25 protein-coding genes and 2 tRNA genes are annotated in these 24,551 nt (G+C 60.8%); 15 read left to right on the plus strand and 12 right to left on the minus strand.

Annotation, left to right across the window (positions count from 1 at the left end; all coding sequences use genetic code 11):
- Positions 1-138 precede the first annotated feature (138 nt).
- Positions 139-396: a DUF6953 family protein gene (locus C8J33_RS27885; RefSeq protein ID WP_132663276.1), complete on the minus strand. Its 258-nt coding sequence runs from the start codon at positions 394-396 to the stop codon at positions 139-141.
- On the minus strand, positions 389-613 hold the full coding sequence (locus C8J33_RS04450) for a YodC family protein (protein ID WP_422037476.1): 225 nt from the start codon (positions 611-613) through the stop codon (positions 389-391). Before C8J33_RS04450 ends, C8J33_RS27885 begins: the two co-directional genes overlap by 8 nt.
- Before the next feature lie 513 nt (positions 614-1,126).
- Here C8J33_RS04450 and C8J33_RS04455 point away from each other — a divergent pair.
- A complete protein-coding gene (locus C8J33_RS04455; RefSeq protein WP_132663278.1) occupies positions 1,127-2,146 on the plus strand; it encodes a P63C domain-containing protein in 1,020 nt (339 codons plus the stop codon).
- A 31-nt stretch (positions 2,147-2,177) separates the two neighbouring features.
- On the opposite strand, the gene C8J33_RS04460 is transcribed toward C8J33_RS04455, so the two are convergent.
- From C8J33_RS04460 to C8J33_RS04470, 3 genes are all read right to left on the minus strand, one after another.
- Positions 2,178-2,375 (minus strand): hypothetical protein, encoded by a 198-nt coding sequence (locus C8J33_RS04460; protein ID WP_165929728.1) that lies wholly within the window; start codon positions 2,373-2,375, stop codon positions 2,178-2,180.
- 338 nt (positions 2,376-2,713) lie between these two features.
- A tRNA-Cys gene (locus C8J33_RS04465) sits at positions 2,714-2,787 on the minus strand.
- A 126-nt stretch (positions 2,788-2,913) separates the two neighbouring features.
- Positions 2,914-3,003, minus strand: a tRNA-Ser gene (locus C8J33_RS04470).
- Between the two features lie 203 nt (positions 3,004-3,206).
- Between C8J33_RS04470 and C8J33_RS04475 the strand changes: the two genes are divergently transcribed.
- From C8J33_RS04475 to C8J33_RS04515, 9 genes are all read left to right on the plus strand, one after another.
- Positions 3,207-3,476 (plus strand): hypothetical protein, encoded by a 270-nt coding sequence (locus C8J33_RS04475; RefSeq protein WP_132663280.1) that lies wholly within the window; start codon positions 3,207-3,209, stop codon positions 3,474-3,476.
- A 199-nt stretch (positions 3,477-3,675) separates the two neighbouring features.
- Complete coding sequence (locus tag C8J33_RS04480) at positions 3,676-4,773, plus strand: septal ring lytic transglycosylase RlpA family protein (RefSeq protein WP_132663281.1); 1,098 nt, start codon at positions 3,676-3,678, stop codon at positions 4,771-4,773.
- Positions 4,774-4,809: 36 nt separating this feature from the next.
- Positions 4,810-5,967, plus strand: coding sequence for a D-alanyl-D-alanine carboxypeptidase family protein (locus C8J33_RS04485; RefSeq protein WP_245507054.1), 1,158 nt, complete (start codon positions 4,810-4,812; stop codon positions 5,965-5,967).
- A 194-nt stretch (positions 5,968-6,161) separates the two neighbouring features.
- Positions 6,162-6,848, plus strand: a complete 687-nt coding sequence (tmk, locus tag C8J33_RS04490; protein WP_245507055.1) for a dTMP kinase — start codon at positions 6,162-6,164, stop codon at positions 6,846-6,848.
- Positions 6,845-7,885, plus strand: coding sequence for a DNA polymerase III subunit delta' (locus C8J33_RS04495; protein ID WP_132663283.1), 1,041 nt, complete (start codon positions 6,845-6,847; stop codon positions 7,883-7,885). The genes tmk and C8J33_RS04495 overlap by 4 nt, the downstream gene beginning before the upstream one ends.
- 39 nt (positions 7,886-7,924) lie before the next feature.
- On the plus strand, positions 7,925-8,248 hold the full coding sequence (locus tag C8J33_RS27890) for a hypothetical protein (protein WP_207904006.1): 324 nt from the start codon (positions 7,925-7,927) through the stop codon (positions 8,246-8,248).
- 117 nt (positions 8,249-8,365) lie between these two features.
- On the plus strand, positions 8,366-9,916 hold the full coding sequence (metG, locus tag C8J33_RS04505; RefSeq protein ID WP_132663284.1) for a methionine--tRNA ligase: 1,551 nt from the start codon (positions 8,366-8,368) through the stop codon (positions 9,914-9,916).
- A 14-nt stretch (positions 9,917-9,930) separates the two neighbouring features.
- Complete coding sequence (locus C8J33_RS04510; RefSeq protein WP_132664449.1) at positions 9,931-10,710, plus strand: TatD family hydrolase; 780 nt, start codon at positions 9,931-9,933, stop codon at positions 10,708-10,710.
- 13 nt (positions 10,711-10,723) lie between these two features.
- A complete protein-coding gene (locus C8J33_RS04515) occupies positions 10,724-11,536 on the plus strand; it encodes an MBL fold metallo-hydrolase (RefSeq protein ID WP_132663285.1) in 813 nt (270 codons plus the stop codon).
- 7 nt (positions 11,537-11,543) lie between these two features.
- On the opposite strand, the gene C8J33_RS04520 is transcribed toward C8J33_RS04515, so the two are convergent.
- On the minus strand, positions 11,544-12,503 hold the full coding sequence (locus C8J33_RS04520) for a phosphoribosylaminoimidazolesuccinocarboxamide synthase (protein WP_422037481.1): 960 nt from the start codon (positions 12,501-12,503) through the stop codon (positions 11,544-11,546).
- 267 nt (positions 12,504-12,770) lie between these two features.
- On the opposite strand from C8J33_RS04520, the gene C8J33_RS04525 reads away from it, so the two are divergent.
- The 3 genes from C8J33_RS04525 (at position 12,771) to C8J33_RS04535 (ending at position 16,205) form a co-directional block, all read left to right on the plus strand.
- Positions 12,771-14,144 (plus strand): ISNCY family transposase, encoded by a 1,374-nt coding sequence (locus tag C8J33_RS04525; RefSeq protein ID WP_132663287.1) that lies wholly within the window; start codon positions 12,771-12,773, stop codon positions 14,142-14,144.
- Between the two features lie 384 nt (positions 14,145-14,528).
- Positions 14,529-14,948: a DUF4864 domain-containing protein gene (locus C8J33_RS04530; protein ID WP_422038049.1), complete on the plus strand. Its 420-nt coding sequence runs from the start codon at positions 14,529-14,531 to the stop codon at positions 14,946-14,948.
- A gap of 66 nt (positions 14,949-15,014) precedes the next feature.
- Positions 15,015-16,205, plus strand: a complete 1,191-nt coding sequence (locus C8J33_RS04535) for a class I SAM-dependent methyltransferase (protein WP_132663288.1) — start codon at positions 15,015-15,017, stop codon at positions 16,203-16,205.
- A 97-nt stretch (positions 16,206-16,302) separates the two neighbouring features.
- Here the strand turns inward: C8J33_RS04535 and tgt are convergent, their stop codons facing one another.
- The 5 genes from tgt to coaD all read right to left on the minus strand — a co-directional run bounded on the left by tgt (position 16,303) and on the right by coaD (position 20,256).
- Positions 16,303-17,433, minus strand: a complete 1,131-nt coding sequence (gene tgt, locus C8J33_RS04540) for a tRNA guanosine(34) transglycosylase Tgt (protein WP_132663289.1) — start codon at positions 17,431-17,433, stop codon at positions 16,303-16,305.
- Complete coding sequence (gene queA / locus C8J33_RS04545; protein WP_132663290.1) at positions 17,430-18,509, minus strand: tRNA preQ1(34) S-adenosylmethionine ribosyltransferase-isomerase QueA; 1,080 nt, start codon at positions 18,507-18,509, stop codon at positions 17,430-17,432. The genes tgt and queA overlap by 4 nt, the downstream gene beginning before the upstream one ends.
- A 78-nt stretch (positions 18,510-18,587) precedes the next feature.
- Positions 18,588-19,097 (minus strand): peptidylprolyl isomerase, encoded by a 510-nt coding sequence (locus C8J33_RS04550; RefSeq protein ID WP_110730971.1) that lies wholly within the window; start codon positions 19,095-19,097, stop codon positions 18,588-18,590.
- A gap of 27 nt (positions 19,098-19,124) precedes the next feature.
- Positions 19,125-19,691: a peptidylprolyl isomerase gene (locus C8J33_RS04555; RefSeq protein ID WP_110730970.1), complete on the minus strand. Its 567-nt coding sequence runs from the start codon at positions 19,689-19,691 to the stop codon at positions 19,125-19,127.
- Positions 19,692-19,758: 67 nt separating this feature from the next.
- Positions 19,759-20,256, minus strand: coding sequence for a pantetheine-phosphate adenylyltransferase (coaD, locus tag C8J33_RS04560; protein ID WP_110798892.1), 498 nt, complete (start codon positions 20,254-20,256; stop codon positions 19,759-19,761).
- Positions 20,257-20,570: 314 nt separating this feature from the next.
- Between coaD and C8J33_RS26935 the strand changes: the two genes are divergently transcribed.
- Positions 20,571-20,711, plus strand: coding sequence for a hypothetical protein (locus C8J33_RS26935; protein WP_162743107.1), 141 nt, complete (start codon positions 20,571-20,573; stop codon positions 20,709-20,711).
- A 124-nt stretch (positions 20,712-20,835) separates the two neighbouring features.
- On the opposite strand, the gene gyrA is transcribed toward C8J33_RS26935, so the two are convergent.
- The gene (gene gyrA / locus C8J33_RS04565) at positions 20,836-23,661 is read right to left on the minus strand and encodes a DNA gyrase subunit A (protein WP_165929729.1); all 2,826 of its coding nucleotides are present in this window, start codon (positions 23,659-23,661) and stop codon (positions 20,836-20,838) included.
- 220 nt (positions 23,662-23,881) lie between these two features.
- Here gyrA and C8J33_RS04570 point away from each other — a divergent pair, with 220 nt between their 5' ends.
- Positions 23,882-24,517, plus strand: a complete 636-nt coding sequence (locus tag C8J33_RS04570) for a MarC family protein (RefSeq protein WP_110798890.1) — start codon at positions 23,882-23,884, stop codon at positions 24,515-24,517.
- The last annotated feature ends 34 nt before the right edge of the window (positions 24,518-24,551 follow it).

Raw genomic sequence — 24,551 nt, forward strand, 5'->3', positions numbered from 1 at the left:
CCACACAATCCACAGGCATTATCCCCGGTCTTCGCTGCTGCAATGCCCAGACCTTAGATACACACCCCCTGCCTTAACCGGCGAGGGTGCTTTTTTGCGTTTGTCACGGCTTCGGCTGGCCGGTAACCACCACCAATTCTACTGCTGCCGCCCTGGTTGGTCAGTGTCTAATCTAAACCGCCAAAACTTCCCGCTTCGCTCGTAGACCGCATTTGGCGTTAGCCTATTGAACTCAGCTAAGACGCGCTTACCGACACAGAGATTTGAGGCCTTATCGAAGTAAGCCAGTTTTGGATCGTTCAGGTGGAATAGGTGGCTTGCGGCAAGTTCCTGATAGAGAAAACCACACTGCCTAAATTCTCGCAGCATCCACCGGGCCGCCTGCAACTCAGTCATTCACCACCGGAGGTACGTAGGTCTTCAAAGTGTTTTCCTTGAATACACCAAGCTCCCGGGATGCGCCCTTAAACCAAACACACCGGTACTTCCCGTCATCAAGCGTTTCTTCAACCGTCATTGACGGCCCGCCTGATTTCAGCTGGACTATATCACCCTCGTTATAAGCGTCTGGCATGCATTTCCCTTTCGCGTTCTCATGACCGGAGGTCAACATCGCAGTAAGTGACGAGAAAGCAATCCAGAACGATGCATGAACGCGTTGCTACGCTTTTTGCAACGCAACTGCGTAGCACGCCCCAAATAAACGTAGGTGATGAGCAGCGGCTCTATTTCGTCCGACGGCACCCTATCATCGCTGCCTCAGCTGAAAACACGATGAATAGATGTTGGGAGAGATACCCGGTCCGATGACTGACGATACCCGGTATTGTACCCGGTCGATAACGTTCGGGTCCAGTAGCGGGGCAGGGGCTGACCACCTCCCGCAAGGGGAACGGTACTCTGGCTATACCGTGATTGAAAATGTCCTGCCCGGTTCGCAGCCCAGAGATGGGGGCAGTAAGCGAAGGGGGGACCTGTATCCAGCCTACTCGCATTATTCGAAGCTCGCGTTGTTAGGCGCAGGCCAGCGAGGCTCAGCAAGCACTACATTACTTCTCCGCAAGTGTGCTTGCTAATTGTTAGCAAGCATGGCAGTTTCCATCTAAGCAAGCATCGGAGGTTGAGCATGGTGGACGAGGTCGAGAAATCCCCGCAATCAAAAGGTGGGAGTGCTCGCGCAAAGGCGCTCACAAAGGACGAAAGGTCTGCAATCGCAAAAAAGAGTGCAGAGGCACGGTGGGCCATAGCCAAAGAGTTGCCCATGGCAACTCACGGGTCTGCGGACCGCCCGCTGAAAATCGGAGATATTCAAATTCCGTGTTTTGTTCTTGAGGACGGAAGGCGTGTTCTCGCGCAGACTGGCGTAATCAATGCACTTGGTATGTCGCATGGCGGATCATATTCTAAGGGCGGGGACCGCCTTGCTAAATTTGCGCAGCAAGGGCGACTTTCGACCTTTGTTTCCAGTGACTTAGTTGACCGGACCGCAAACCCTATCCGGTTCAGAACGGCTAAAGGAGGGTTGGCCTATGGGTACGAGGCTACAATTCTTCACGACCTTTGCGAGGTAGTGCTCGATGCAAGGGATGCAGGGGTGCTTCAGAAGCAGCAGGCACACATTGCACGGCAGTGCGAGACCCTAGTGCGTGGCTTTGCACGAGTCGGTATCATTGCGCTGGTCGATGAAGCTACAGGATATCAATCATCTCGTGATCGAGACGAGCTCCACCGTATTCTTGAGGCCTACCTCTCGGAGGAGAGATTAGCGTGGGCCAAGCGGTTCCCAGATGAGTTTTACAAGCAGATATACCGGCTAAAGAATTGGAAATGGCCTCCGGCTGGTCGGGCAAAGCCGCCGCTTCTGGGGCACATTACAAACGAGATTGTCTACGACCGCCTGCCGCCGGGCGTAATCACGGAGCTTCGTAAACGGAACCCGACGCAAGAAGCCACAAAGCGGCGTAAGTTCAAGCATCATCAGTTTCTCAGTGAGGATTTAGGCCAGCCGGACCTGCGCGATCACCTCCTGCAGGTAATTGCTGTTATGCGCGTCTCAAAAGGTTGGGATGTGTTCAAGAGAAACTTTGATGAGGCGTTTCCCAAACCAGGCACACAGATCGAGCTGAGTTTGGTCGAGGACGAATAATCTTCGCCGGCAAGCTGCAAAGGGCGCAGCGTCAATGCGTCGTCCCCTTGCGCCGGTTAATGTATTCGAGGTTCAAGAGGTCGACGAGGTCGTCGGCAATCTCCATGTCGAGCCCTTCTTGCGGCACATCATTCACCTCGGCCGTTTGGCCAGTGAAGATGTCCTCGATTGCCCAGGTGTCGTCCGGATCGTGCCGCAGCGCGTACCGGTTTTGGGGTAGGTCGATCATCATCGACTCGGTGGATTACGGCTAGGGAGGGTATCCGCATGCTCCGCGGCCTCATCGAACGAATCGAAGTCCGGACCGTATTGCTGATCACTGTCGTAGACCTTGAACACCCCTTCGGTAGGGATGATGTCGTATCCGTTTACTTCTTGGATCCGGGGAGGTTCCGGGGCCATGTTGCGCACCTCTTAGTGTCGCGTCGCATGTCGCGTGGAGTAGCCGAGTGTCGCAGGAAATCGTTGTAAATCAAGGGGAGAAGGGCGCAACAACAATGCGACACGGAGCCGAGGAAATCAAGCCCAACACACCATCTAACTTGCTGTTTTCATTGATGAAAGTCTTGGAGGCCTCGCCCGGAATTGAACCGGGGTGCAAGGATTTGCAGTCCTCTGCGTCACCACTCCGCCACGAGGCCTCATCGGGTCGAATAAACGAACCGTGGCCAGCGTTTAGAATCATCCTAGAAGAAGCGCAAGAGGTCCGGTCCGATTTCGGCACTTTTCTTGGATCCGACCCGTTTTACAATTGAAGTTTCGCGCACTGGCGGAAGAGGTGGGATTCGAACCCACGGTACGGTCTCCCGCACGCCGGTTTTCAAGACCGGTTCCTTAAACCACTCGGACACTCTTCCTGAGGCTTTTCGCCTTGCGAGGGTTTGGTTGAATTAGCGGTTGGAGGGCGGGTCGTCAACTCGGGGTTTACGTCGAGGTTCAGCATTGGCCTCAGGGGAGTCGTTGCACAATCGACCCAGACGCCGTTGGGGTTAAGGTTTGGAACAAAGGCAGATTGGCGGTGTTCAGAGAGCAGATAACCCGCGGTAACGGAGATCGAGCGATGCGGAAGGTTTATATGTGTGCGGCTCTTGGCTTTGGCGTTGCCGTTTCTCAACCGGCTGTTGCCGCCCTTGGCGATCCAGCGTCTTATTCGAGTGAGGGTATCGTTGTGGCTGGCCTCGACTCTTCGACGCCGATGGGCAGCAGTGCCAACGACAAGACGGCTGACATCTGTGTTCCGCCGGAGGAGCAATATATTCCTTCCTTCGTGCGAGATATGCGAGGCCGGATCGTCGGCGTGAACTACACCATCATCGAATATGTCTGCTGAGGTCGGCTGACCTCCTGGTCGGCTGATCGTAACCATGCATTAACCATAAAAACCAATTCCATGACGTGTGCTGACCCTGCGTTCGCATTTATGCCACGTTGCTGTCATTTTTGACGACTGTATCCTTTTGGTACGATCGGCGCGCCTGCGAGGGGCTCAGGCGTTCCGGTTTCGTCAGACAAGCGGCAATGTGGGACAGATGACTTTCAGACAATACGCACGTTTCCTCGCGAGAGGCGCAGGTTTTGTGGCCGTTCCGGCGATCTGCCTGGCGCTGACGTCCTGTGGAACCACGGCGCAGGTCGAGGCTCCGAAGAAGCGGAGCAAAGAGTATTTTCCGGAGTCGGTCTATGGCGTCAAGGCGAGCCCCCGCGTCGCCGACGGCAAGAACATTCCGAAGGGTGGCGGGCGTTATCAGGTCGGCAAGCCCTACAAGGTCAAGGACAAGTGGTACACGCCGAAGGAAGACTTCGGCTATAACAAGGTCGGCGTTTCCTCCTGGTACGGATCCGCATTCCATGGCCGTCTGACCGCCAATGGCGAAGTCTATGACACGGCGCATCTTTCGGCGGCCCATCCCACCTTTCCGCTTCCCAGCTATGCCCGCGTCACGAATGTCGAGAACGGTTCTTCGGTCATCGTTCGCGTGAATGATCGTGGCCCATACGAGTACGGTCGCATCATCGACGTCTCCTCCAAGACGGCCGATCTTCTCGACATCAAGCGCAAGGGCAGTGCGCAGGTGCGGGTGCAATATGTGGGCCGTGCGCCGCTCGAAGGCAACGACATGCCTTACCTGATGGCGTCCTATGCGGCCAAGGGTAGCCGCGTACCGGGTATCGCGCCGGAAGGGCAGATCGCGTCCGGCGTCATGGTCGCTTCGAACGAACCTCTGTCGCGACAGATGAAGAACCTCGGGTCTTCGGATCTCGGAACGGTTTCGATTGCAGCCAAGGCGCCCGTGCCGCAAGCGGCGCGCAATCAGGCGGCGCCGTCTGCAAACCCTTCGCTCGACAACGCCTCCTCGATGACGGCCCTTGCCGAGACGCAACATGTCCTGCGCGCGCCGGGCGCCATGGAGGCCCTGGAGGCTTTCGTGACGTTGCCGGACATCGGCCCCATTCCCGCAGAACGACCAGGCAGCTTCGGCAAGCCGGGTAACGGCATTCTTTATGCGGCGGCCTATGTAGAAGCGCGCGTCAGCACCTCGGAAACCGCGTTCGATGCCATCATGGTCGATCCGCAGGCTTTGACCTTATCCGCCATCATCGCGCATGCCAAACGCAACGCTCGTTGAGACCGGCTGGATGGGGGCGGCCCCTTGGGAGGCTTTGTGAGGCGGCGCACGCTCGGCAAGACATTGGCGCTGACGATAGCGCTTGCGCTCTGCAGCACCGCCTCCGGCGCGCAGGAATTCGACACCAAGGCACGCCAGGCGCTGGTCATCGATGCGCTGACGGAAACCGTTCTCCTTGAGAAAGCGGCCGATGAGGCCGTGCCGCCGGCTTCCATGGCCAAGATGATGACGGTCGAGCTGGTGCTCGCGGCCCTGAAGGACGGGAGCCTGTCGCGCGATACGCTTTTCCCGGTCAGCGAGCATGCCTGGCGGACGGGCGGGGCGCCATCCGGCACATCGGCGATGTTTGCCGCGTTGAATTCCAGAGTCTCGGTCGGCGATCTGCTTCAGGGTGTCATCGTTCAATATGCCAATGATGCCTGTATCGTCCTGGCGGAGGGTATGGTCGGCAGTGAGGCGGCATTCGCAGAGCGCATGACGACGCGGGCGCGGGCGATCGGGCTGAAGGCCTCGACATTCGCCAATCCCACCGGCTTGCCGGCGGAGGGCAATCTGACGACGATGCGGGACCTCGTGACGCTCGCGCGTCATCTCCGCGCGTCCTATCCCGATGATATCCCGCTCTTTCGGCAAGCCGAGTTCGAGTGGAACAAGATCCGCCAGCGCAACCGGAACCCGCTGATATCCGCGAATATCGGCGTTGACGGCTACGTCACGGGTTTTGCCGAAGGGTACGGCTACGGCATCGTCGCGTCCATGGAGCGGGATGGGCGTCGCGTCGATCTGGCGCTGAACGGGCTCGCCACGGACAAAGATCGTGTGGCCGAGGCAAGGCGTGTGTTCGACTGGGCCATGACGAGTTTCTCGGAAAAGCGGCTGTTCGCCGAGGGCGAGACGGTCGCGGAGGCGAGCGTCTACGGTGGCGACCGACCCGCCGTCGGGCTGGTGACCGCGGGTCCTGTCGATATCCTCCTGCCGGTGAAGACGCCGGCGAAGCTCACCGCCCGCGTCGTCTATCGTTGGCCGTTGACCGTGCCTGTGCGGGCAGGGGAGGTCGCGGGTACGCTGCGCATCTGGAACGGAGAGCAGCTGTTGCGGGAGGTGCCGCTGAAGACGGCCGCGTCCGTCGAAGCCGGCTCGCTGACGAGCCGCGCTGCGGATGCCTTGCAGGAACTGCTGTTCTTCTGGCTTTGACTGTTCCTGTCGATGGTACTGCGGCGTGTCGTCCAGCGGCTCTGCGTCCTTTTCCCGCGCGCGTGTTTTCAGACGCAGAGCAATAGGCTACTGGGTCTTATCCGCTGGGAATGCTCTCCGCGTCTGTGCGATGGCGGGTGGCATGGTGACTGGCGTTTGCGGCGTCAGGGCTGGAAATCGCGACTATAGAGGCAATGGAATTGACGGCAGGTGCGATGTTCGTGACATTCGAAGGCGGCGAGGGGGTCGGCAAGTCGACTCAGATCCGTCTTCTGGCCGGCGCGCTGGAAGCGCAGGGCCATGCCGTGCGCATCACCCGCGAACCCGGTGGCTCCGCCGGAGCCGAGGCCGTGCGGCATGTGATCCTGTCGGGGGCCGCTGAATCCCACGGCGTTCGCATGGAGGCACTGCTTTTTGCCGCCGCGCGGAGCGATCATGTGGAAACATTGATCCGTCCGGCGCTTGACGGTGGCAGCATGGTCCTTTGCGACCGCTTCATGGACTCGTCCCGTGTCTACCAGGGCATCACCGGAAATCTTCCCGAACCCCTTATCGATGGCCTTGAACGACTGGCCATCAACGGTCTGCGCCCTGACATCACCATTATCCTCGACATGCCTGCGGCCGAAGGGCTCGAGCGGGCACGAGCTCGTGCTTCCAAGGCCGCCGAGGTAGCGAATGCCGTACCCGATCGCTTCGAGAAGGAAGAGCTGGAAACACACGAGAAGCGCCGCGAGGCCTTTCTGGACATTGCTGCGCGCGATCCCGTGCGGTGTCGCGTCGTTGATGCTTCTCGTTCGGTCGAGGCCATCGCGCGCGATGTGCTGGCAGCCGTGGAAGCGCGCATTGCCGAGCGGCAGGATGCAGGGGTAGAGGCATGAGCGAAGGTCGATCCGATGTCCTCGACGGGGCTATCGCGCCATCCGACAACAGCGCACTGTTCGGGCACGAAGAGGCACAGGCTTTTCTCGCGGCGGGCTATCGCTCCGGCAAGGGGCATCACGCCATCCTCATCGAGGGGCCGGAGGGCATCGGCAAAGCGACGCTCGCCTTCCGCTTTGCTAACCACATCCTCAACCATCCCGAGCCGGCCGACGCGCCGGCTGAGATGGCGGATCCCGATCCGGGTTCCGTCGTCAGCCGGCAGATCGCGGCGGGGTCGTCCCACAATGTCCTGCACCTCACGCGTCCGGTGGACGAAAAGACGGGCAAGGTAAAAAGTGCGATCACCGTGGACGAAGTGCGGCGGGCAGGGCGGTTTTTCGCGCAGACTTCGGGCACCGGCAACTGGCGCATCGTCATCATCGACCCGGCCGACGATCTCAACCGCAACGCGGCGAATGCGATCCTCAAGATTCTCGAAGAGCCGCCGAAGCGGTCGATGTTCCTCGTCCTCACGCACACACCCGGCCGCCTGCTGCCGACCATCCGCTCGCGCTGCCTGCCTTTGGCGCTGAGGCCCCTTGCCGACGCCGATATGGCCCGGGCGCTGGCGCATCTCGACATCCGGCTGGAGGGGGAGAGAGGCGCGCGTGTGCTTGCAGCGGCAAAGGGCAGCGTCTCGGAGGCGTTGAAGCTCGTCAATTATGGTGGCCTCGACATCATCGACGCGTTCGACCACATGCTCGGCCATCCCGACGACGCGCCGGCGCGGCGCGAGATGCACAAGCTCGGCGATATCCTTGCCGCCAAGGACAGCGATACGATCTTCGACTTCTTCGCGACGCTCGTCGCGCGCCATGTGAACGCACAGGCCAAGGCGGCCGGCCTTGGCGGCGATCTGGCCGCGGCCGAACGTTTCGCACGGCTTTCGTCGGAGCTGTCCGAGCGGCTGACGGTTGCAGATGCCTACAATCTCGACCGCAAGCAGACTGTCCTCTCCATTCTCGACGACCTCCGGACGGCTGGCAGGTTTTAACGCTTAGGGAGCAGAACACTCTGCTCCTGAAGGCGAAAAATGCCATTTCCGCTCGATGGCGGCATCGAGATCGAGGCGGTGGCGATGGGCAAAGAGCAGGACGTGGCCGAAAAGGTCTGCGGTCTCGTCTTCCAGCGCGATCTTCAGGGCTTGCTCGTCGAGCTCCTTTCGACGGGCGCGGCCGCTCAACCTGTTCCAGGCCTGCGTGAGTTCGCCCATTTCTTCAACAAGCTTGAGGACGAACCAGTCGTCGTCCCGCAGGATGCCGTACATCTCGGCGTAGTGATGAGACGCTTGCTCGAAGTCATTCTGAAGTTTGTCCAGCATGCGCGCACTCCTTTCGTTCTATTTTTGTTCCAATGAAGAGAATGCGTCAATAACCCTGGTCGCTTTTTGCAGTGTTTCCATTCCCACCGCTCGTGGGATGGTTTAAGAGCGGGGAAGGCCAGAAAAGCTCACAGCCAGAAGTTCGAAATCGCCATGACAGACACATCTCCCTTCTACATCACCACCGCCATCGCCTATCCCAACGGGCGGCCGCATATCGGTCATGCCTATGAGCTGATCGCCACCGATGTCGTGGCGCGGTTCGAGCGGCTGGATGGACGCGATGTCTTCTTTCTGACGGGGACGGACGAGCATGGCCAGAAGATGCAGCAGACGGCGCGCCGGGAAGGCCTGACGCCGCAAGAACTGGCGGATCGCAACGCGGCCGAATTCCAGAAGATGGTGAAGCTGCTCGAAGGGTCGAACGACGATTACATTCGAACGACGGAAGCACGCCACCATGAGGCGGTGAAAGTTATCTGGAACAGGATGGCTGAGGCCGGCGACCTCTATAAGGACGCCTATTCCGGCTGGTACTCCGTGCGCGACGAAGCCTACTATCAGGAAAGCGAGACCGAAGTCCGCGCAGATGGCGTGCGCTATGGACCGCAGGGAACGCCAGTCGAATGGGTGGAGGAGGCGAGCTACTTCTTCCGTCTCTCCGCCTATCAGGACCGGCTGCTCCAGCACTACGAAGACAATCCGGATTTCATCGGTCCCACTGAGCGCCGCAACGAGGTCATCTCCTTCGTGAAGTCCGGCCTGAAGGACCTCTCCATGTCGCGCACGACGTTCGACTGGGGTATTCCCGTGCCCGGCGATCCGGCCCATGTCATGTATGTCTGGGTCGATGCCCTGACCAATTACATCACGGCCACCGGCGCCCTGACGGACCCGGACGGCCCGCGCGCCAAGTACTGGCCGGCGAGCATCCACATGATCGGCAAGGACATCATCCGGTTCCATGCCGTTTACTGGCCCGCCTTCCTGATGTCGGCCGGCCTGCCGCTGCCGAAGAAGGTGTTCGCCCACGGCTTCCTGCTCAACAAGGGCGAGAAGATGTCGAAATCTCTCGGCAACGTGGTCGATCCCGTCAATCTGGTGGAGCATTTCGGGCTCGACCAGATCCGCTATTTCTTCATGCGCGAAGTCTCCTTCGGGCAGGACGGAAGCTATAGCGAGGAGGCGATCGCCACCCGGATCAACTCGGATCTCGCCAACGGCATCGGTAACCTCGCGAGCCGCTCCCTGTCGATGATCGTCAAGAACTGCGACGGTGCTATTCCGGTCTGTGGTCCTTTGAACGAAGCCGATGAGGCCATGCTCGCCTCTGCGGATGCCCTGCACGCCTCCACACGCACCGATATGGACGCGCTTGCCATCCACAAGGTCCTCGCCTCCATCATCGCGGTGGTCTCGGAAGCCGACCGCTACTTTGCGGGGCAGGAGCCTTGGGCGCTGAAGAAGACGGATCCCGCGCGCATGGCAACCGTGCTCTATGTGACGGCGGATGTGGTGCGCCAGGTGGCGATCCTGCTTCAGCCGTTCATGCCCGGCTCTGCGGCCAAGCTGCTCGATCTCGTGGCCGTGCCCGAGAACCAGCGCAGTTTCGCCTTCCTTGGGGAGGCCGGCCGGCTTGCCTCGGGAACGCCGCTCGAAGCGCCGAAGCCGGTCTTCCCGCGCTACGTCGCGCCCGAGGTCTGATCGTGGCTCGTCCCTTGCTGATCGACACGCACTGCCACCTCGATTTTCCGGATTTCGAAGCCGAGCGGGATGACATCGTTGCCCGGGCGGCCGAGATCGGCGTCCACAAGCTGGTCACGATCTGCACCCGCGTCAAACGGTTCGACACAATCCTCGCGGTTGCCGAGCGATACGACAACGTATTCTGCTCGGTCGGGACCCATCCAAACAATGCGGATGAGGAACTGGACGTGACGACGGAGGATCTTGTGAGGCTGTCGGCGCATCCGAAAGTGGTTGCGATCGGCGAGGCGGGTCTCGACTATTTCTACGATACGCAGAAGCCGGAGGACCAGAAGACCAGCCTGCTTCGGCATATCGCGGCTGCCCGGGAAACCGGCCTGCCGCTGGTCATCCACAGCCGCTCGGCCGACGACGACATGGCGGAGATCCTGGCGCGCGAGACAGGGAAGGGGGCGTTCCCCTTCATCCTGCATTGCTTTTCCTCGGGGCCCGATCTTGCCCGGGTCGGCGTGGAGCTTGGCGGGTACATCTCGTTCTCCGGCATCCTTACCTTCCCGAAATCCGAAGAGCTCCGCGCGATCGCCCTCACTGTGCCGCATGACCGGCTGCTGGTGGAGACCGATGCACCCTACCTTGCGCCAAAACCGTTTCGCGGTAAGCGCAACGAGCCGGCCTATGTCGCGCATACCGCGCAGGTTCTGGGCGAGACGCTCGGGCTTTCCATCGACGACATCGCGGCCGTGACCACCGAAAACGCGTTGCGCATCTTCTCCAAGATGCCGCGATCCTGAACCGGTGACATCGATGGCGGCACGGCGGATTTTCACCATTCTCGGCTGCGGATCGTCTCCCGGCGTGCCGCGCATCACCGGAGACTGGGGTGCCTGCGACCCGCATAATCCGAAAAACCGCAGGCTGCGGACAGCCTTGCTGGTCGAGCAGGTGGCGGAGGATGGCGGCCGGACGACGGTGCTGATCGATACCGGGCCGGACCTGCGCGAGCAGCTTCTATCGGCCGGGGTGAGGGACCTCGACGCCGTGGTCTACACGCACGCGCATGCCGATCACCTCCACGGCATCGACGATCTTCGGGGCTTCGTCATCCACAACCGGCGTCAGACGCCGATCTGGGCCGACGCTTTCACGCTCTCTCGGATCCGCGACGGGTTCGGCTATTGTCTGGAATCGCCGCCGGGAAGCAACTACCCGCCGATCATCCGCGCCTGCCTGATCGAGCCATCGCTGGAGCCATTCCGGGTCAAAGGCGCAGGCGGCACGATCGCGTTCCAGCCGCTGCTGCAAATGCACGGTTCGATACATTCGCTCGGCTTTCGCGTCGGCGATGTCGCCTATTGTACCGATGTCAGCGATTTTCCGCCGGAGACGGTCGATAAGCTCGGTGGATTGCAGACGCTCGTCATCGATACGCTGCAATATCAATACCATCCGAGTCATCTCTCGCTCGAACAATCGCTCGCCTGGATCGAGACGATCGCGCCGCAACGCGCCATCCTGACCCATATGCATGTGCCGCTCGACTACGACACGGTCATGCGTGAAACGCCGGCCCATGTGGAGCCGGCCTATGATGGCCTGCAGATCGTGGTCGAAGCCTGAACCGACTTTAAGCGAAGTAGGGCTTGAGATTGTCCCGGACGCGGTCGAGAACGGTGGCGCCGCGCAGATCGGGCTCGAAACGTTCACCGGTGATCGTCTCATAGGCCTCGATATAGACCTTCGACGTCTGCTCGATCAGCGCATCCGGGATCGTGGGGATCGGATCCTTGTAGGGATCGCAACGCTCGGTCACCCAGGCGCGCACAAAATCCTTGTCAAAACTCTTCGGCCGTCCGCCGGTCGCGAAACTCTCCGGATAGCTTTCCGCGATCCAGTAGCGGCTGCTATCGGGCGTATGGATCTCGTCGGCCAGCACGATGCGCCCGGACGCGTCGGTGCCGAACTCGTACTTGGTATCGACGAGAATCAGGCCACGCTTTGCCGCCATTTCCTGTCCGCGCTGGAAGAGCGTCAGCGCGTAGGATGACACCGTATCCCATTGCTCCGGCGTCAGGAGCTTCTGCGCAACGATTTCCTCGGCCGAAAGCGGCTCGTCATGGCCGCCGTCGAAAGCCTTGCTCGTCGGTGTGATGATAGCGGTCGGGAGCTTCTCGTTGTCCTTCATTCCGTCTGGAAGGCGCGTCCCGTACATGGATCGCTCGCCATTGCGATACTTCGTCAGGATCGACGTGCTGGTCGTTCCCGCAAGATAGCCGCGCACGACGATTTCCACAGGCAGAATGTCGAGCCGCGTTCCCACGACGACATTCGGATCGGGATATTCGAGCACATGGTTCGGGCAGATATCCGCCGTTTGCTCGAACCAGTACCGCGCCGTCTGCGTCAGCACCTGACCCTTGAACGGGATCGCGGTCAGCACGACGTCGAACGCGCTCAGCCGGTCCGTCGCGATAATGATCCGTCGCCCGTCCGCCAGATCGTAGTTCTCCCGGACCTTGCCGTTGTAGCGCCCGGGAAGCTCGGGAATGAAGGCATCGGACAGGATACGCTGGTTGGTGTCGGTCACGGGCAATCTCATCGCTTTGGGAAGAATAATCTCTCAGTGGATTAGACGTGCTGCTGCCATTGCGTCAATAGAATGGGAATCGGTCGGCAGAGGTATCGTCCTCGAACTAGGTGCAGCAGCAGCGCATGCTGGGCCACTTGAACTTGAATATGTTCCATAATCTATATTATGTGATTTATTGATGTAGCCGCAAAGTTAAAGTGTCCTGTTTCTGCAAAGTTGGAATGTCACACTCCCTGGGTCTGAAGGACGTCTGGGAGATTGCAGATGGGATTGATAGCGATGAGCGAACGCGATCTGCAGCGGATCGAGGTTTTATCGAAGGTGGTTGCCGGCCGGATGACCGTGGTGTCAGCAGCGCATGTGCTTGATCTGAGCGAGCGCCAGATCCGCCGGTTGCTGGAGCGGATACGCACGGGTGGTGCGGCGTCGATCCGGCACAAGGCGATCGGTCGTCCATCGAACAACCGGATCGGCGATGGTGTTCGGGATTATGCGATGACGCTGGTCCGCGAACGCTATGCGGATTTTGGGCCAACCTTGGCGACGGAGAAGCTGGCCGAGCGGGATGGCTTGCGGGTTTCGCGCGAGACGGTTCGCGGCTGGATGGTCGATGCCGGACTCTGGCTGTCGCGCAAGCAGCGCCGGACGTTTCATCGGCCGCGGTTGCGACGTGAGGCCTATGGCGAACTGGTGCAGATCGACGGGTCGGAACATCGCTGGTTCGAGGATCGCGGACCGCCATGTTCGCTGCTGGTGTTCGTCGATGATGCGACGGGCAAGTTGATGCAACTGCGTTTCGTGCGGTCCGAAAGTGCCTTCACCTACTTCGAGGCGCTGGCGCTCTATCTCCAGCGTCACGGCGCGCCAATTGCCTTTTATTCGGACAAGCATTCGGTGTTCCGGGTGGCGAGACAAGATGCCAAGGGTGGCCAGGGCATGACCCAGTTCGGGCGTGCGCTTTGCGAGCTAAACATCGAGATTCTCTGTGCAAATTCAAGCCAGGCCAAGGGTCGGGTCGAGCGGATGAACCGAACGCTGCAGGACCGGCTGGTCAAGGATTTGCGGCTTTCCGGCATTGACAGCATGGAGGCCGGCAATGCGTTCCTGCCGGATTTCATGGAGTCATACAATACACGATTTGCGGTTACCCCTGCCCGTTCGGAGGATCTGCATCGGCCGCTGAACCTGGCGCCGGATCGGCTGACGGAGATCCTATGCAAGCGCGAGCAGCGCTATGTCGGATCGCAGCTGACGTTTTCGTTCGAGCGCAAGCGGATCATGCTGGAAGAGACCGAGGTGACGCGTGGTCTGGTTGGTCGCTATGTCGAGACCTATGCCTATGCGGACGGCCGGCTGGATGTGCGTTGGAAAGGCTATTGCCTGCCCTACACGGTGTTCGACAAGGACCAGCGGGTGACGCATGCGGCGATCACCGAGAACAAGCGGCTTGGCGATGTTCTGGCCTATATCAAGGAGCGCCAGGAGCAGCCGTCGAAACCAGACGTGAAGACAAACAGCGACAAGAACGGTTACGTGCGACGCGCTCGCGGCCCGGGACGTCGGAAGGATTTCATGGACGATCCGGCGGTGATTGCGCGGCGTGGGAAGGCGCTGTCGCGGCAGCAAACTGCCGAGTGAAGAGGCGATTGGATCGTCTCAAAGCTAAAGCCGAAGGGTGTATCTATCACCCGCCCCGATCTGATCTTGCAGTTGCGATCAGCCGCTCAGATCGGGGCTGACCGGTGTGCCGTGTGGCGACCTCTCGGACATTTCTGCTTTGCAAACAGGCGGACATTCCAACTCCGACGCCACAATTGATGTGCTGGGGGTACATTCGATTTCCAAGTGCTACATTCCAATCTCCAACTCGTGCATCTCCAGCCTCAACTCATACATCTATAGCTCCTTACCTCTTTACCTCCCAGCGCAGCACTGATTGCCGCGGCGTCCTCGCTCTTCCCATCAAGCATATTCGGCGTAAGCTCAGGTCTACGGCTTCGGTTGATGGAGATGGTGATGGTGATGGCGCGTGTGATGTTGGGCGTTGGATTCATGATGGCCTTGGTGCTGTCGTCACCGGGACATGCTGCCGAACCGGTGGATACCGCGCGGTCCATTATCGGGCAGCAGATCGAGGCGTTCCTGAATGATGATGCGACGGCGGCGTATTCGTTTGCGTCACCTCAGATCAAAGGGCTGTTTCCGAGCCAAGACCTGTTTTTCGAGATGGTGAAGCGCGGATATGGGCCTGTGTATCGGCCCGGGAATTTCGCCTTTGGCCGGAGCAAGATCGATGGCTCGACGGTCGTGCAGGAAGTCCTGATCTCCGGGCCGGATGGCAAGGACTGGACGGCGCTTTACTCCCTGACGCTGCAGCCTGACGGGACATACAAGATCAATGGCGTGCAGATGCTGCAACAGGCGCCGGGACCTGAAATCTAAGAATCTTGAAGGCATTGACCACCAGCGCGTGTATTAGCTAGGTTCGCTTTCCAAAGGGGACCAACGATGCCATTATCCTTGCAGAAAGTCTGCGATATCCATGACTTCTTCGAGCCGGAGATCGACGCCATCATTCGGCGCGATCTCCGGTCGGTGCCGTTCGGCTCGCGTCGGGCGTGGGAATTCGCCATGATCTTCCGGGCTCTTGCGGCCAAGGGCAAGCTGCAGGGCAGCGCGCACGGGCTCGCGATGGGTGCCGGAACGGAAAAGCTGATCTATGCGATCGTTCCCCGCGTCGCCAAGACGGTCGTCACCGATCTCTATCTGCCCGATTCCGGCTGGATCGGCGTTCGCACGGAGAGCCCACGCGACCTCATCCGCAAGAAGGCGCCCTGGCCCGTCGATTTCGACAAGGTCGATGCGATGGCGATGGATATGCGCGACCTCAAATTTCCTGACGAGAGTTTCGATTTCTGCTGGTCGACGGGGTCTTTCGAACATATCGGGCATGACGAGGATTTCCTGCAGCACTTCCGGGAGGTCGAGCGCGTGCTGAAGCCCGGCGGCGTCTATGCCTTCACAACGGCTGTGACGTTCGGTGGTGTCACCGAGCGCATTCCGCACAACTACTACTTCGACCCCAACCATCTGGTCGATCTGATCCACGCCTCCCCGCTTCATGCCGAACCGGTCTTCGACTGCTACGTTCAGGATCACCTGCTCAATCGCCCTCACCCCGAGCGCTACCAGAGCTATGGCTTTGCCGCCGGCAACCAGATCTCCAAGCCGATCGTGTCTTTCCGCCGCGGCGTGACGCTGACGGCGAATGTGATGGTGCTGACAAAGGCTCCCGAGAGAGCCAAGATGCGGCCCCGCGTCGAGGGCCTCGAGCGATCGCGTGCACGCCTGACGGATCAGGCCAACCACCTCATTCGGGAAACATGGGCCCGCCCGCAGTATCTGGAGACCACGATCACGGGGCGAACGCTCAAGGTTCAGCCCCAGGTTTTCGCCGATGGCCACGCCGAGTTCGACGTGATCGCACCGCAAGGGGCGCCAGCCAAGTACAAATGGGTCGTCAAGCGCAGACCCGTTACCTCGGTCTACACTTGGGAAACGCATGGAAAAGGCGACGTGACCGCACAGACGGGCACGTTCCGCTTCCCGACGCGTCGTGATTCTCTCTATTCCGTGAAGTTGGAGGCTGTCGGGGAAGGCAGTCTCGACCGCGTGGTCATCCGCGCTAAGGCTGCGTAGGTCTCGGAGCAACGGGAGGCTACCGCCAAGCGGTTCACCCAACAGCCTGACCGCTCAACGACAAGCGGTCAGATCTCGTTGCGTGAGAGAACCTTGTTCACACCGGAGCGAGGTCACCCCTCGCCCATTCTTCCTGCGTCTCCGCCATGAAGTCGGCGTAGCGACCTTCCTCGATCGCCTTGCGGATACCAGCCATGAGGTCCTGGTAGTAGGAGAGGTTGTTCCACGTCAGAAGCATGCCGCCGAGCGACTCGTTTGCCCGGACGAGATGGTGGAGATAGGCGCGGGAATAGTCACGCGCGGCGGGACACGTGGATTGTTCGTCCAGCGGGCGCATGTCCTCGGCGTGACGGGCGTTGCGCAGGTTGACGCGTCCGCGGCGTGTGAAGGCCAAGCCGTGGCGGCCCGAGCGGGTCGGCATGACGCAGTCGAACATGTCAATACCGCGGGCGACCGATTTCAGGATGTCGTCCGGCGTTCCCACGCCCATCAGGTAGCGCGGTTTTTCGAAAGGCAGTTCCGGGCAGGTCGTGTCCAGCATATCGAGCATCACGGCCTGCGGCTCGCCGACGGCAAGGCCGCCGACCGCGTAGCCCTTGAGATCGAGGCCCGCCAGCGCCTGAGCGGATTTGACACGCAGTGCTGGATTGTCGCCACCCTGCACGATGCCGAACATGGCCTTCCCCGGCTGGTCGCCGAACGCGGTCTTGCAGCGCTCCGCCCAACGCAGCGACATCTCCATCGCACGCTCGATTTCGCGCGGCTCTGCGGGCAGGCGAATGCATTCGTCGAGCTGCATCTGGATGTCGCTGTCGAGCATGCCCTGGATCTCGATGGAACGCTCCGGCGACATGTGGTGCAGAGCGCCATCGACGTGGCTCTTAAAGGTCACACCCTGCTCGTCCAGCTTGCGCAGGCCGGAGAGCGACATGACCTGAAAGCCGCCGCTATCGGTGAGAATCGGCCCCTGCCAGCGGATGAGGTCGTGCAGGCCGCCAAGGCGCGCGACGCGTTCCGGGCCGGGGCGCAGCATCAGATGGTAGGTGTTGCCGAGGATGATATCGGCGCCAAGGTCCTTCACCTGGTCGAGATACATCGCCTTGACGGTACCGACCGTTCCCACGGGCATGAAGGCCGGCGTGCGGATCGTGCCGCGCGGCATTGAAACGGCGCCGCGCCGGGCTTTGCCGTCGGTGGCGGTCAGGTTGAACTGGAAAGTCTCTGTCATGGTTCGTTCCGGAAGAGCAGGCTGGCATCGCCATAGGAGTAGAAGCGGTAACCGTCCGCAATGGCACTGGTGTAGGCGTCGCGCATGGTGTCGAGGCCTGAAAAGGCGGAGACGAGCATGAAAAGCGTCGATTTCGGCAGATGGAAATTGGTCATCAGAATATCGACTGCGCGGAACCGGTAGCCGGGCGTGATGAAGATGCCGGTCGGTCCCGACCAGGACTCTATGCGCCCGTCGTCCCTCGCGGCGCTTTCGATCAGGCGCAGCGAGGTAGTGCCGACGCAGACGATGCGGCCGCCCCTCGCCCGCACGGCATTCAGCCGCTCGGCAACCTCGGCCGAGACATGACCGATCTCCTGGTGCATCTTGTGGTCGTCGGTATCATCCGCCTTCACAGGCAGAAATGTCCCGGCACCCACATGCAGCGTCACGAAATGCCGCTCGACGCCACGGGCATCCAGGGCGGCAAAGAGGCGATCGGTAAAATGCAGGCCGGCGGTGGGCGCGGCAACAGCACCTTCCTCCCGCGCATAGAGCGTCTGGTAATCCTGCCGGTCCTGGGCGTCTTCCGGTCGCTTGGAGGCGATATAGGGTGGGAGCGGGATGTGTCCGACGGCGGCAATGGCTTCATCGAGCGCGGGGCCGGAGAGATCGAACACCAGCGTGACCTCGCCGCCTTCCGTCTTCGCCTCGACGGTCGCATCCAGCGTGCCTAGAAGACAAGCCTCGCCGCCATCGCCGAAACGAATGCGATCGCCGGGCTTGATGCGCTTGCCGGGCCTCGCAAAGGCCTTCCAGCGATCGGGCGCGATGCGCATATGGAGCGTGGTCGAAACGGCTTGTTCGGTCGCGCCTTCTCTCAGACGAACGCCTTCGAGTTGCGCGGGAATGACCTTGGTGTCGTTGAAGACAAGCGCATCGCCCGGCTGCAGGAGAGACGGAAGATCGCTGACGCTGCGGTGTTCGAGCGGGCTGCCCGGGCGCACGATGAGCATGCGGGCGCTATCGCGCGGGCTGGCGGGCCGCAGGGCAATGTTGTCGTCGGGGAGATCGAAGTCGAAGAGATCGACGCGCATGAATGAGCATTTCTAAAAACGGATAAGGCCCGCCCGATGGCCTGAGCGGCGATCGGGCGGGCCTTGCCATAGCCTGAATCAGGCGTTGGCGGCAATCTTCATCGAAACGATGCTGTCGGGATCCTTGACCGGCTCGCCGCGCTTGATGTTGTCGATGTTGTCCATGCCTTCGATGACCTGGCCCCAGACCGTGTACTGCTTGTTCAGCCACGGGCTGTCGGTGAAGCAGATGAAGAACTGCGAGTTGGCCGAGTTCGGCATCTGGCTGCGGGCCATGGAGCACGTGCCACGCACATGGCTGGTGGCCGAGAATTCGGCCTTGAGGTCGGGCTTGGACGAGCCACCCATGCCGGCACGGGCCGGGTTGAAGTCCTTGCCGCCCTGCTTGCCGAACTGCACGTCGCCGGTCTGCGCCATGAAGTCGTCGATGACGCGGTGGAACACGACGCCGTCATAGGCGCCTTCCGCAACCAGCTCCTTGATGCGGGCGACGTGGCCCGGCGCCAGATCGGGCTTCAGCTCGATCACGACCTGACCCTTGGTCGTTTCCATGATGATCGTGTTTTCCGGATCCTTGATCTCGGCCATGCTCTTCTCCTTCAAAGAAGTGTGGTGTTATTTGCCGACCTTGACGCTGATCATGCGGTCGGGATTGGTGACGGAGCCGCTGTCGCCCTCGCCTTTCTTGATCTTGTCGACATTCTCCATGCCGGACACGACCTGGCCGACGACGGTATATTGGCCGTTGAGGAACGAGCCTTCGTCGAACATGATGAAGAACTGCGAATTTGCCGAGTCAGGGCTCTGCGAGCGGGCCATGCCGACGGTGCCGCGCTTGAACGGGGTCTTGGAGAACTCGGCCGGCAGATCCGCCTTTGAGGAGCCGCCCATGCCGGCACGACCGGCCTCGAAGTTCTTTTCGAGGTTGCCGTACTGAACGTCGCCCGTCTGGGCCATGAAGCCGGGGATGACGCGGTGGAAAGCGACGTTGTCGTAGGCGCCCTCTGCGGCCAGTTCCTTGATCCGCGCGACATGCTTCGGCGCGATCTCGGGAAGCAGTTCGATGACGACGGGGCCGCTTTTCAGCGTGATCGTCAGAAGGTCCTTGGCCTGGGCGACGGCTGCGCCGGTGAGCACCGCCAGGGATACTGCGCCTGCTAGGGCAAGCTTGAAGAATGTCATGATGGCTCCGTGTTTCGTCTGCGGATTTGCATGTGGCCGTGTCGATATAGCGCCCGAAGTGCCGACGTCAGCGCTGCGCCTTGCGAATTGCAAGCGCCTGGACCACCACCTTCGGCACGAACGGGCCGACATCGCCGCCCATGGCGGCGATCTGACGGACCAATGTGGCCGTTATGGGCCGCGAGGCCGTTGCGGCGGGAATGAAAAGGGTCTGGATGTCGGGCGCCATTTCGCGGTTCATACCGGCCATCTGCATCTCATAGTCGAGATCCGTGCCGTCGCGCAGCCCGCGAATGAGGAGCGAGGCGCCATGACGCCGGGCCGCGTTCACGACGAGATCATCGAAGGACACCACCGAGACATCGGCGCTCCGCTCAGGCAACGCCTCGCCGATCGCGTGGCGGATCAGGGTGGCGCGCTCGTCGAAGGAGAAGAGCGGCGTCTTGCCGGGATGGACGCCGATGGCGACGATCAAGCTCTGCGCCACGTTGAGCGACTGGGCAAGGATGTCGAGATGCCCGTTCGTGATCGGATCGAAGGAGCCGGGATAGAAAGCTGTCGTCATCGCACCGTGTTCCGTTTGGGCAGTCTTGTGTCACGCCCGGCAGAGCGGCGCAAGATGCGCGGCTTGTTCCCCGGAAGCCATTCCGCTCGATCAAAGACAGTACACACAAGAATAGTCTCGCAACGTCTCTGGAACTTTTTTCCGGGATGCCTCGTTGAAGGTGCAGAAAGGATGACTGCCATGGGATTGATGCTGTTCTCGATGCTGATGTTTTTCACGATGATCTTTGCGACTGTGCATGCACTTCGCTCGGAAGTCGTTTCGAAGCCAAAGCCTGCCCGTCGGTTTGTCGTCACCAGATAAGGAAACGCGACATGGCCGTTATCATGATGATCGTGTCGGCAGTGATTAGTATCGTGTTCCTGTTCGACTTCACGAAGACCATTCTTCAGCTCAAGCGAGATCGCGAGGCCATCCGTGCCTCTCGCCGCCACAGCGAAGGGTTTTCGATCTAACATCCCCATCTATCCCAATGCGACCTCCAGCGCTGCGGGATACAAAAAAGCCGGACGGTCCCCTGCCCGTCCGGCTTTTCCTATTCTTGCTCTTAGAGTTTCAGCGTCTGTCTCACAGCCGAAATTATTCGGAGGCCGTATCCGGATCCTCAGTCGTCTCACGGGTTGCCGCTGTGCCCTCCTGAGCAAGCTGCTCATCGAGGATTGCAACGGCTGCCTCATCATCGTCAGGCTCGCTGATACGCTCGACGGACACGACTTTTTCGTCCTTCGCCGTCGAGAAGATCGTGACACCCTTCGTCGCACGGCTGGCGAGGCGAATGCCGCCGACAGGAACGCGGATCAGCTGTCCGCCGTCGGAGACGAGCATGATCTGGTCTGCATCTTCCACTGGGAAGGCCGCGACGAGAACGCCGATCTCGTTGGTCTTCGACGTATCGGTGGCACGAATGCCCTTGCCGCCACGACCAGACGTCCGGAAATCGTAGGTCGAAGAGCGTTTCCCATAGCCCTTTTCGGAAACCGTCAGCACGAATTGCTCCTGTGCCTTCAGCTCGTCATAGCGCTCCTGCGAGAGTTCGCCGACGACGTCAGCACCCTCTTCACCAACCAGCGTGATCTCATCGTCTTCGCCTGCGACAGCTTCACCAGCAACAAGACGCCGTTCGACGGCAGCACGCTTAAGATAGGCGGCGCGTTCCCACGGCTCGGCATCCACATGGCTGACGATGGTCATGGAGATGATGCGATCGTCCTTGCCGAGCGAAATGCCCCGGACGCCGATCGAATTGCGGCCGGCAAACACGCGGACGTCGTCCACGGGGAAGCGGATGCACTGGCCGAGCGCCGTAGTGAGGAGAACGTCGTCGCGATCCGTGCAGGTTTCCACCGACAGGATCTCGTCGCCGTCTTCCTCCAGCTTCATCGCGATCTTGCCGTTGCGATTGACCTGGATGAAATCCGACAGCTTGTTGCGGCGAACGGTGCCGCGCGTCGTGGAGAACATGACATCGAGATTGGCCCAGCTGGCTTCATCCTCGGGCAGCGGCATGATCGTGGTGATGCGTTCGCCCGCTTCGAGCGGCAGCATGTTGATCAGGGCCTTGCCGCGCGATGTAGGGGTTCCGATCGGCAGGCGCCAGACCTTTTCCTTGTACACGATACCGCGCGAGGAGAAGAACAGAACAGGCGTGTGCGTATTGGCGACGAACAGGCGCGTGACGAAATCCTCGTCGCGGGTCGACATGCCGGAGCGGCCCTTGCCGCCGCGGCGCTGCGCCCGATAGGTCGTCAGCGGTACGCGCTTGATGTAGCCGAGATGCGACACGGTGACGACCATGTCCTCGCGGGAGATCAGGTCCTCATCGTCCATGTCGGGACCGCCCTCGACGATCTCCGTGCGGCGCGGGGTGCCGAATTCGTCGCGGATGGCCGACAATTCGTCCTTGACGATCGTCATGATCCGCAGGCGCGAGCCAAGGATTTCAAGGTAATCGCTGATCTCGCCGCCGATCTTGTTCAGCTCGTCGCCGATTTCGTCACGGCCGAGTGCCGTGAGGCGGGCAAGACGCAGTTCGAGGATGGCGCGGGCCTGTTCCTCGGAAAGATTGTAGGTACCGTCATCGTTGATCTTGTGGCGGGGATCGTCGATCAGGCGGATGAGCGAGTCGACGTCATGGGCCGGCCAGCGGCGTGTCATCAACTGCTCGCGCGCGGTCGCCGGATCCGGCGCTTCGCGGATCAGCTTGATGATCTCATCGATGTTGGCAACCGCGATGGCGAGACCGACGAGCACGTGGGCCCGCTCGCGCACCTTGCGCAGCAGATACTTGGTGCGGCGGCTGACGACGTCCTCGCGGAAGGCGACGAAGGCGCGCAGCATGTCGAGCAGGGTCATCTGCTCGGGCTTGCCGCCGTTCAGCGCCACCATGTTGCAGCCGAAAGAGGTCTGCAGCGGCGTATAGCGATAAAGCTGGTTGAGAATAACCTCGGCATTGGCATCGCGCTTCAGCTCGATGACCACGCGGTAGCCCTGCCGGTCGCTCTCGTCGCGCAGGTCGGAGATGCCTTCGATACGCTTGTCGCGTACCAGCTCGGCCATCTTCTCGATCATCGTCGCCTTGTTCACCTGGAAGGGAACTTCGGTCACGATGATCATTTCGCGATCGTTGCGCATCGGCTCGATATGCGCCTTGCCGCGCATGATGACCGAACCGCGGCCGGTCTCGTAGGCAGAACGAATGCCGGAGCGGCCCATGATCATGGCGCCGGTCGGGAAGTCCGGACCCGGGATGATCTCCATCAGCTGCGGCAGTTCGAGCGCAGGATCTTCGATCAACGCGATGCAGCCCGTGATGACTTCGGACAGGTTGTGCGGCGGAATGTTCGTCGCCATGCCCACCGCGATGCCGCCCGCGCCGTTGACGAGCAGGTTCGGAAACTTCGCCGGCATGACGACAGGTTCAGACAGCGTGCCGTCATAGTTGTCGCGGAAATCGACCGTTTCCTTGTCGAGGTCGTCGAGAAGGGCGTGCGCCGACTTTTGCAGGCGGCATTCGGTGTAACGTTCGGCTGCCGGCGGGTCGCCGTCGATGGAACCGAAGTTGCCCTGCCCGTCGATCAGCGGCAGCCGCAGCGACCAGGGCTGCGCCATGCGCGCCAGCGCGTCGTAGATCGCGAGATTGCCGTGCGGGTGATACTTACCCATCACGTCCCCGGTCACGCGGGCACATTTGACGTATTTCTTGTTCCAGTCGATCCCGAGCTCGCTCATGCCGAACAGGATGCGCCGGTGCACCGGCTTCAATCCGTCGCGAACATCGGGGAGCGCACGGCTGACGATGACGCTCATCGCGTAATCGAGGTAGGAGCGCTGCATTTCCTCGATGATGGAAATGGGCTCGATGCCTGGTGGGTTCTTGCCGCCGCCGGGAGGTGTTTGCTCAGTCAATTTGGGTCACGATCGTTGGTCAGAATCAGAGGGCTACATATAATCGATACAGCGCCCTTGCGCTAATTTGCGCAGGGAGTTGTGAACAGTCTTATGCCTTTCTGGCAGCAAAAGGGCGGCTTTCCAAGGTAAACTTGCAGCCTGTGCCCCCTGCCCCTTTACCCAAAACGTCGCTTGAGCCTAACTGGCCGCTCGCGCGAAACGCGCCCTGGAGAGCGGCATGACCGATACCGACCTTCTCATCAACGCGTTGACCACGATCCTCGTGACCATCGACCCGCCGGGCCTCGCGCCGATCTTTCTCAGCCTGACCGCCGGAATGAGCAGGAGCGAACGCAAGCAGGTCGCCTGGCGCGGCAGCCTCATCGCGTTCTGCATCCTCTCGGTGTTTGCACTCTTCGGCGACAGCATTCTCGGGCTGCTCGGCATTTCCATGGGTGCGTTCCGCATCGCCGGTGGGCTTCTGTTGTTCTGGATCGCCTTCGAGATGATCTTCGAGAAGCGCAACGAGCGGAAGGAGAAGACCGGGGAAACAGCAACCCTGAGGGATCACATCGAGAATATCGCGGTCTTTCCGCTCGCCTTGCCCCTTATCGCGGGACCGGGCGCGATTTCGGCCACAATCCTGCTCGCCGGCTCCTATCCCGGCACCGTCGGGCGTCTCCAGCTGATCCTCGTCATCGCGGCGTGTGTGGCGATCCTGTTTGCAGCGCTCGTCATCGCCGAGCGCATTGATCGATTTCTCGGGCAAACCGGGCGCGCGATTCTCACGCGCCTTCTCGGCGTCATCCTCGCCGCGCTGGCCGTCCAGTTCGTCGTGGATGGCGTGACCTCGGCATTCGCGCTGAAGGTTTGACATCTCCGCTAGGCAGCGTCCCGGCAGTCGGCAA

The sequence above is a fragment of the Rhizobium sp. PP-CC-3G-465 genome, from assembly GCF_004343445.1.
GTDB lineage: Bacteria > Pseudomonadota > Alphaproteobacteria > Rhizobiales > Rhizobiaceae > Ferranicluibacter > Ferranicluibacter rubi.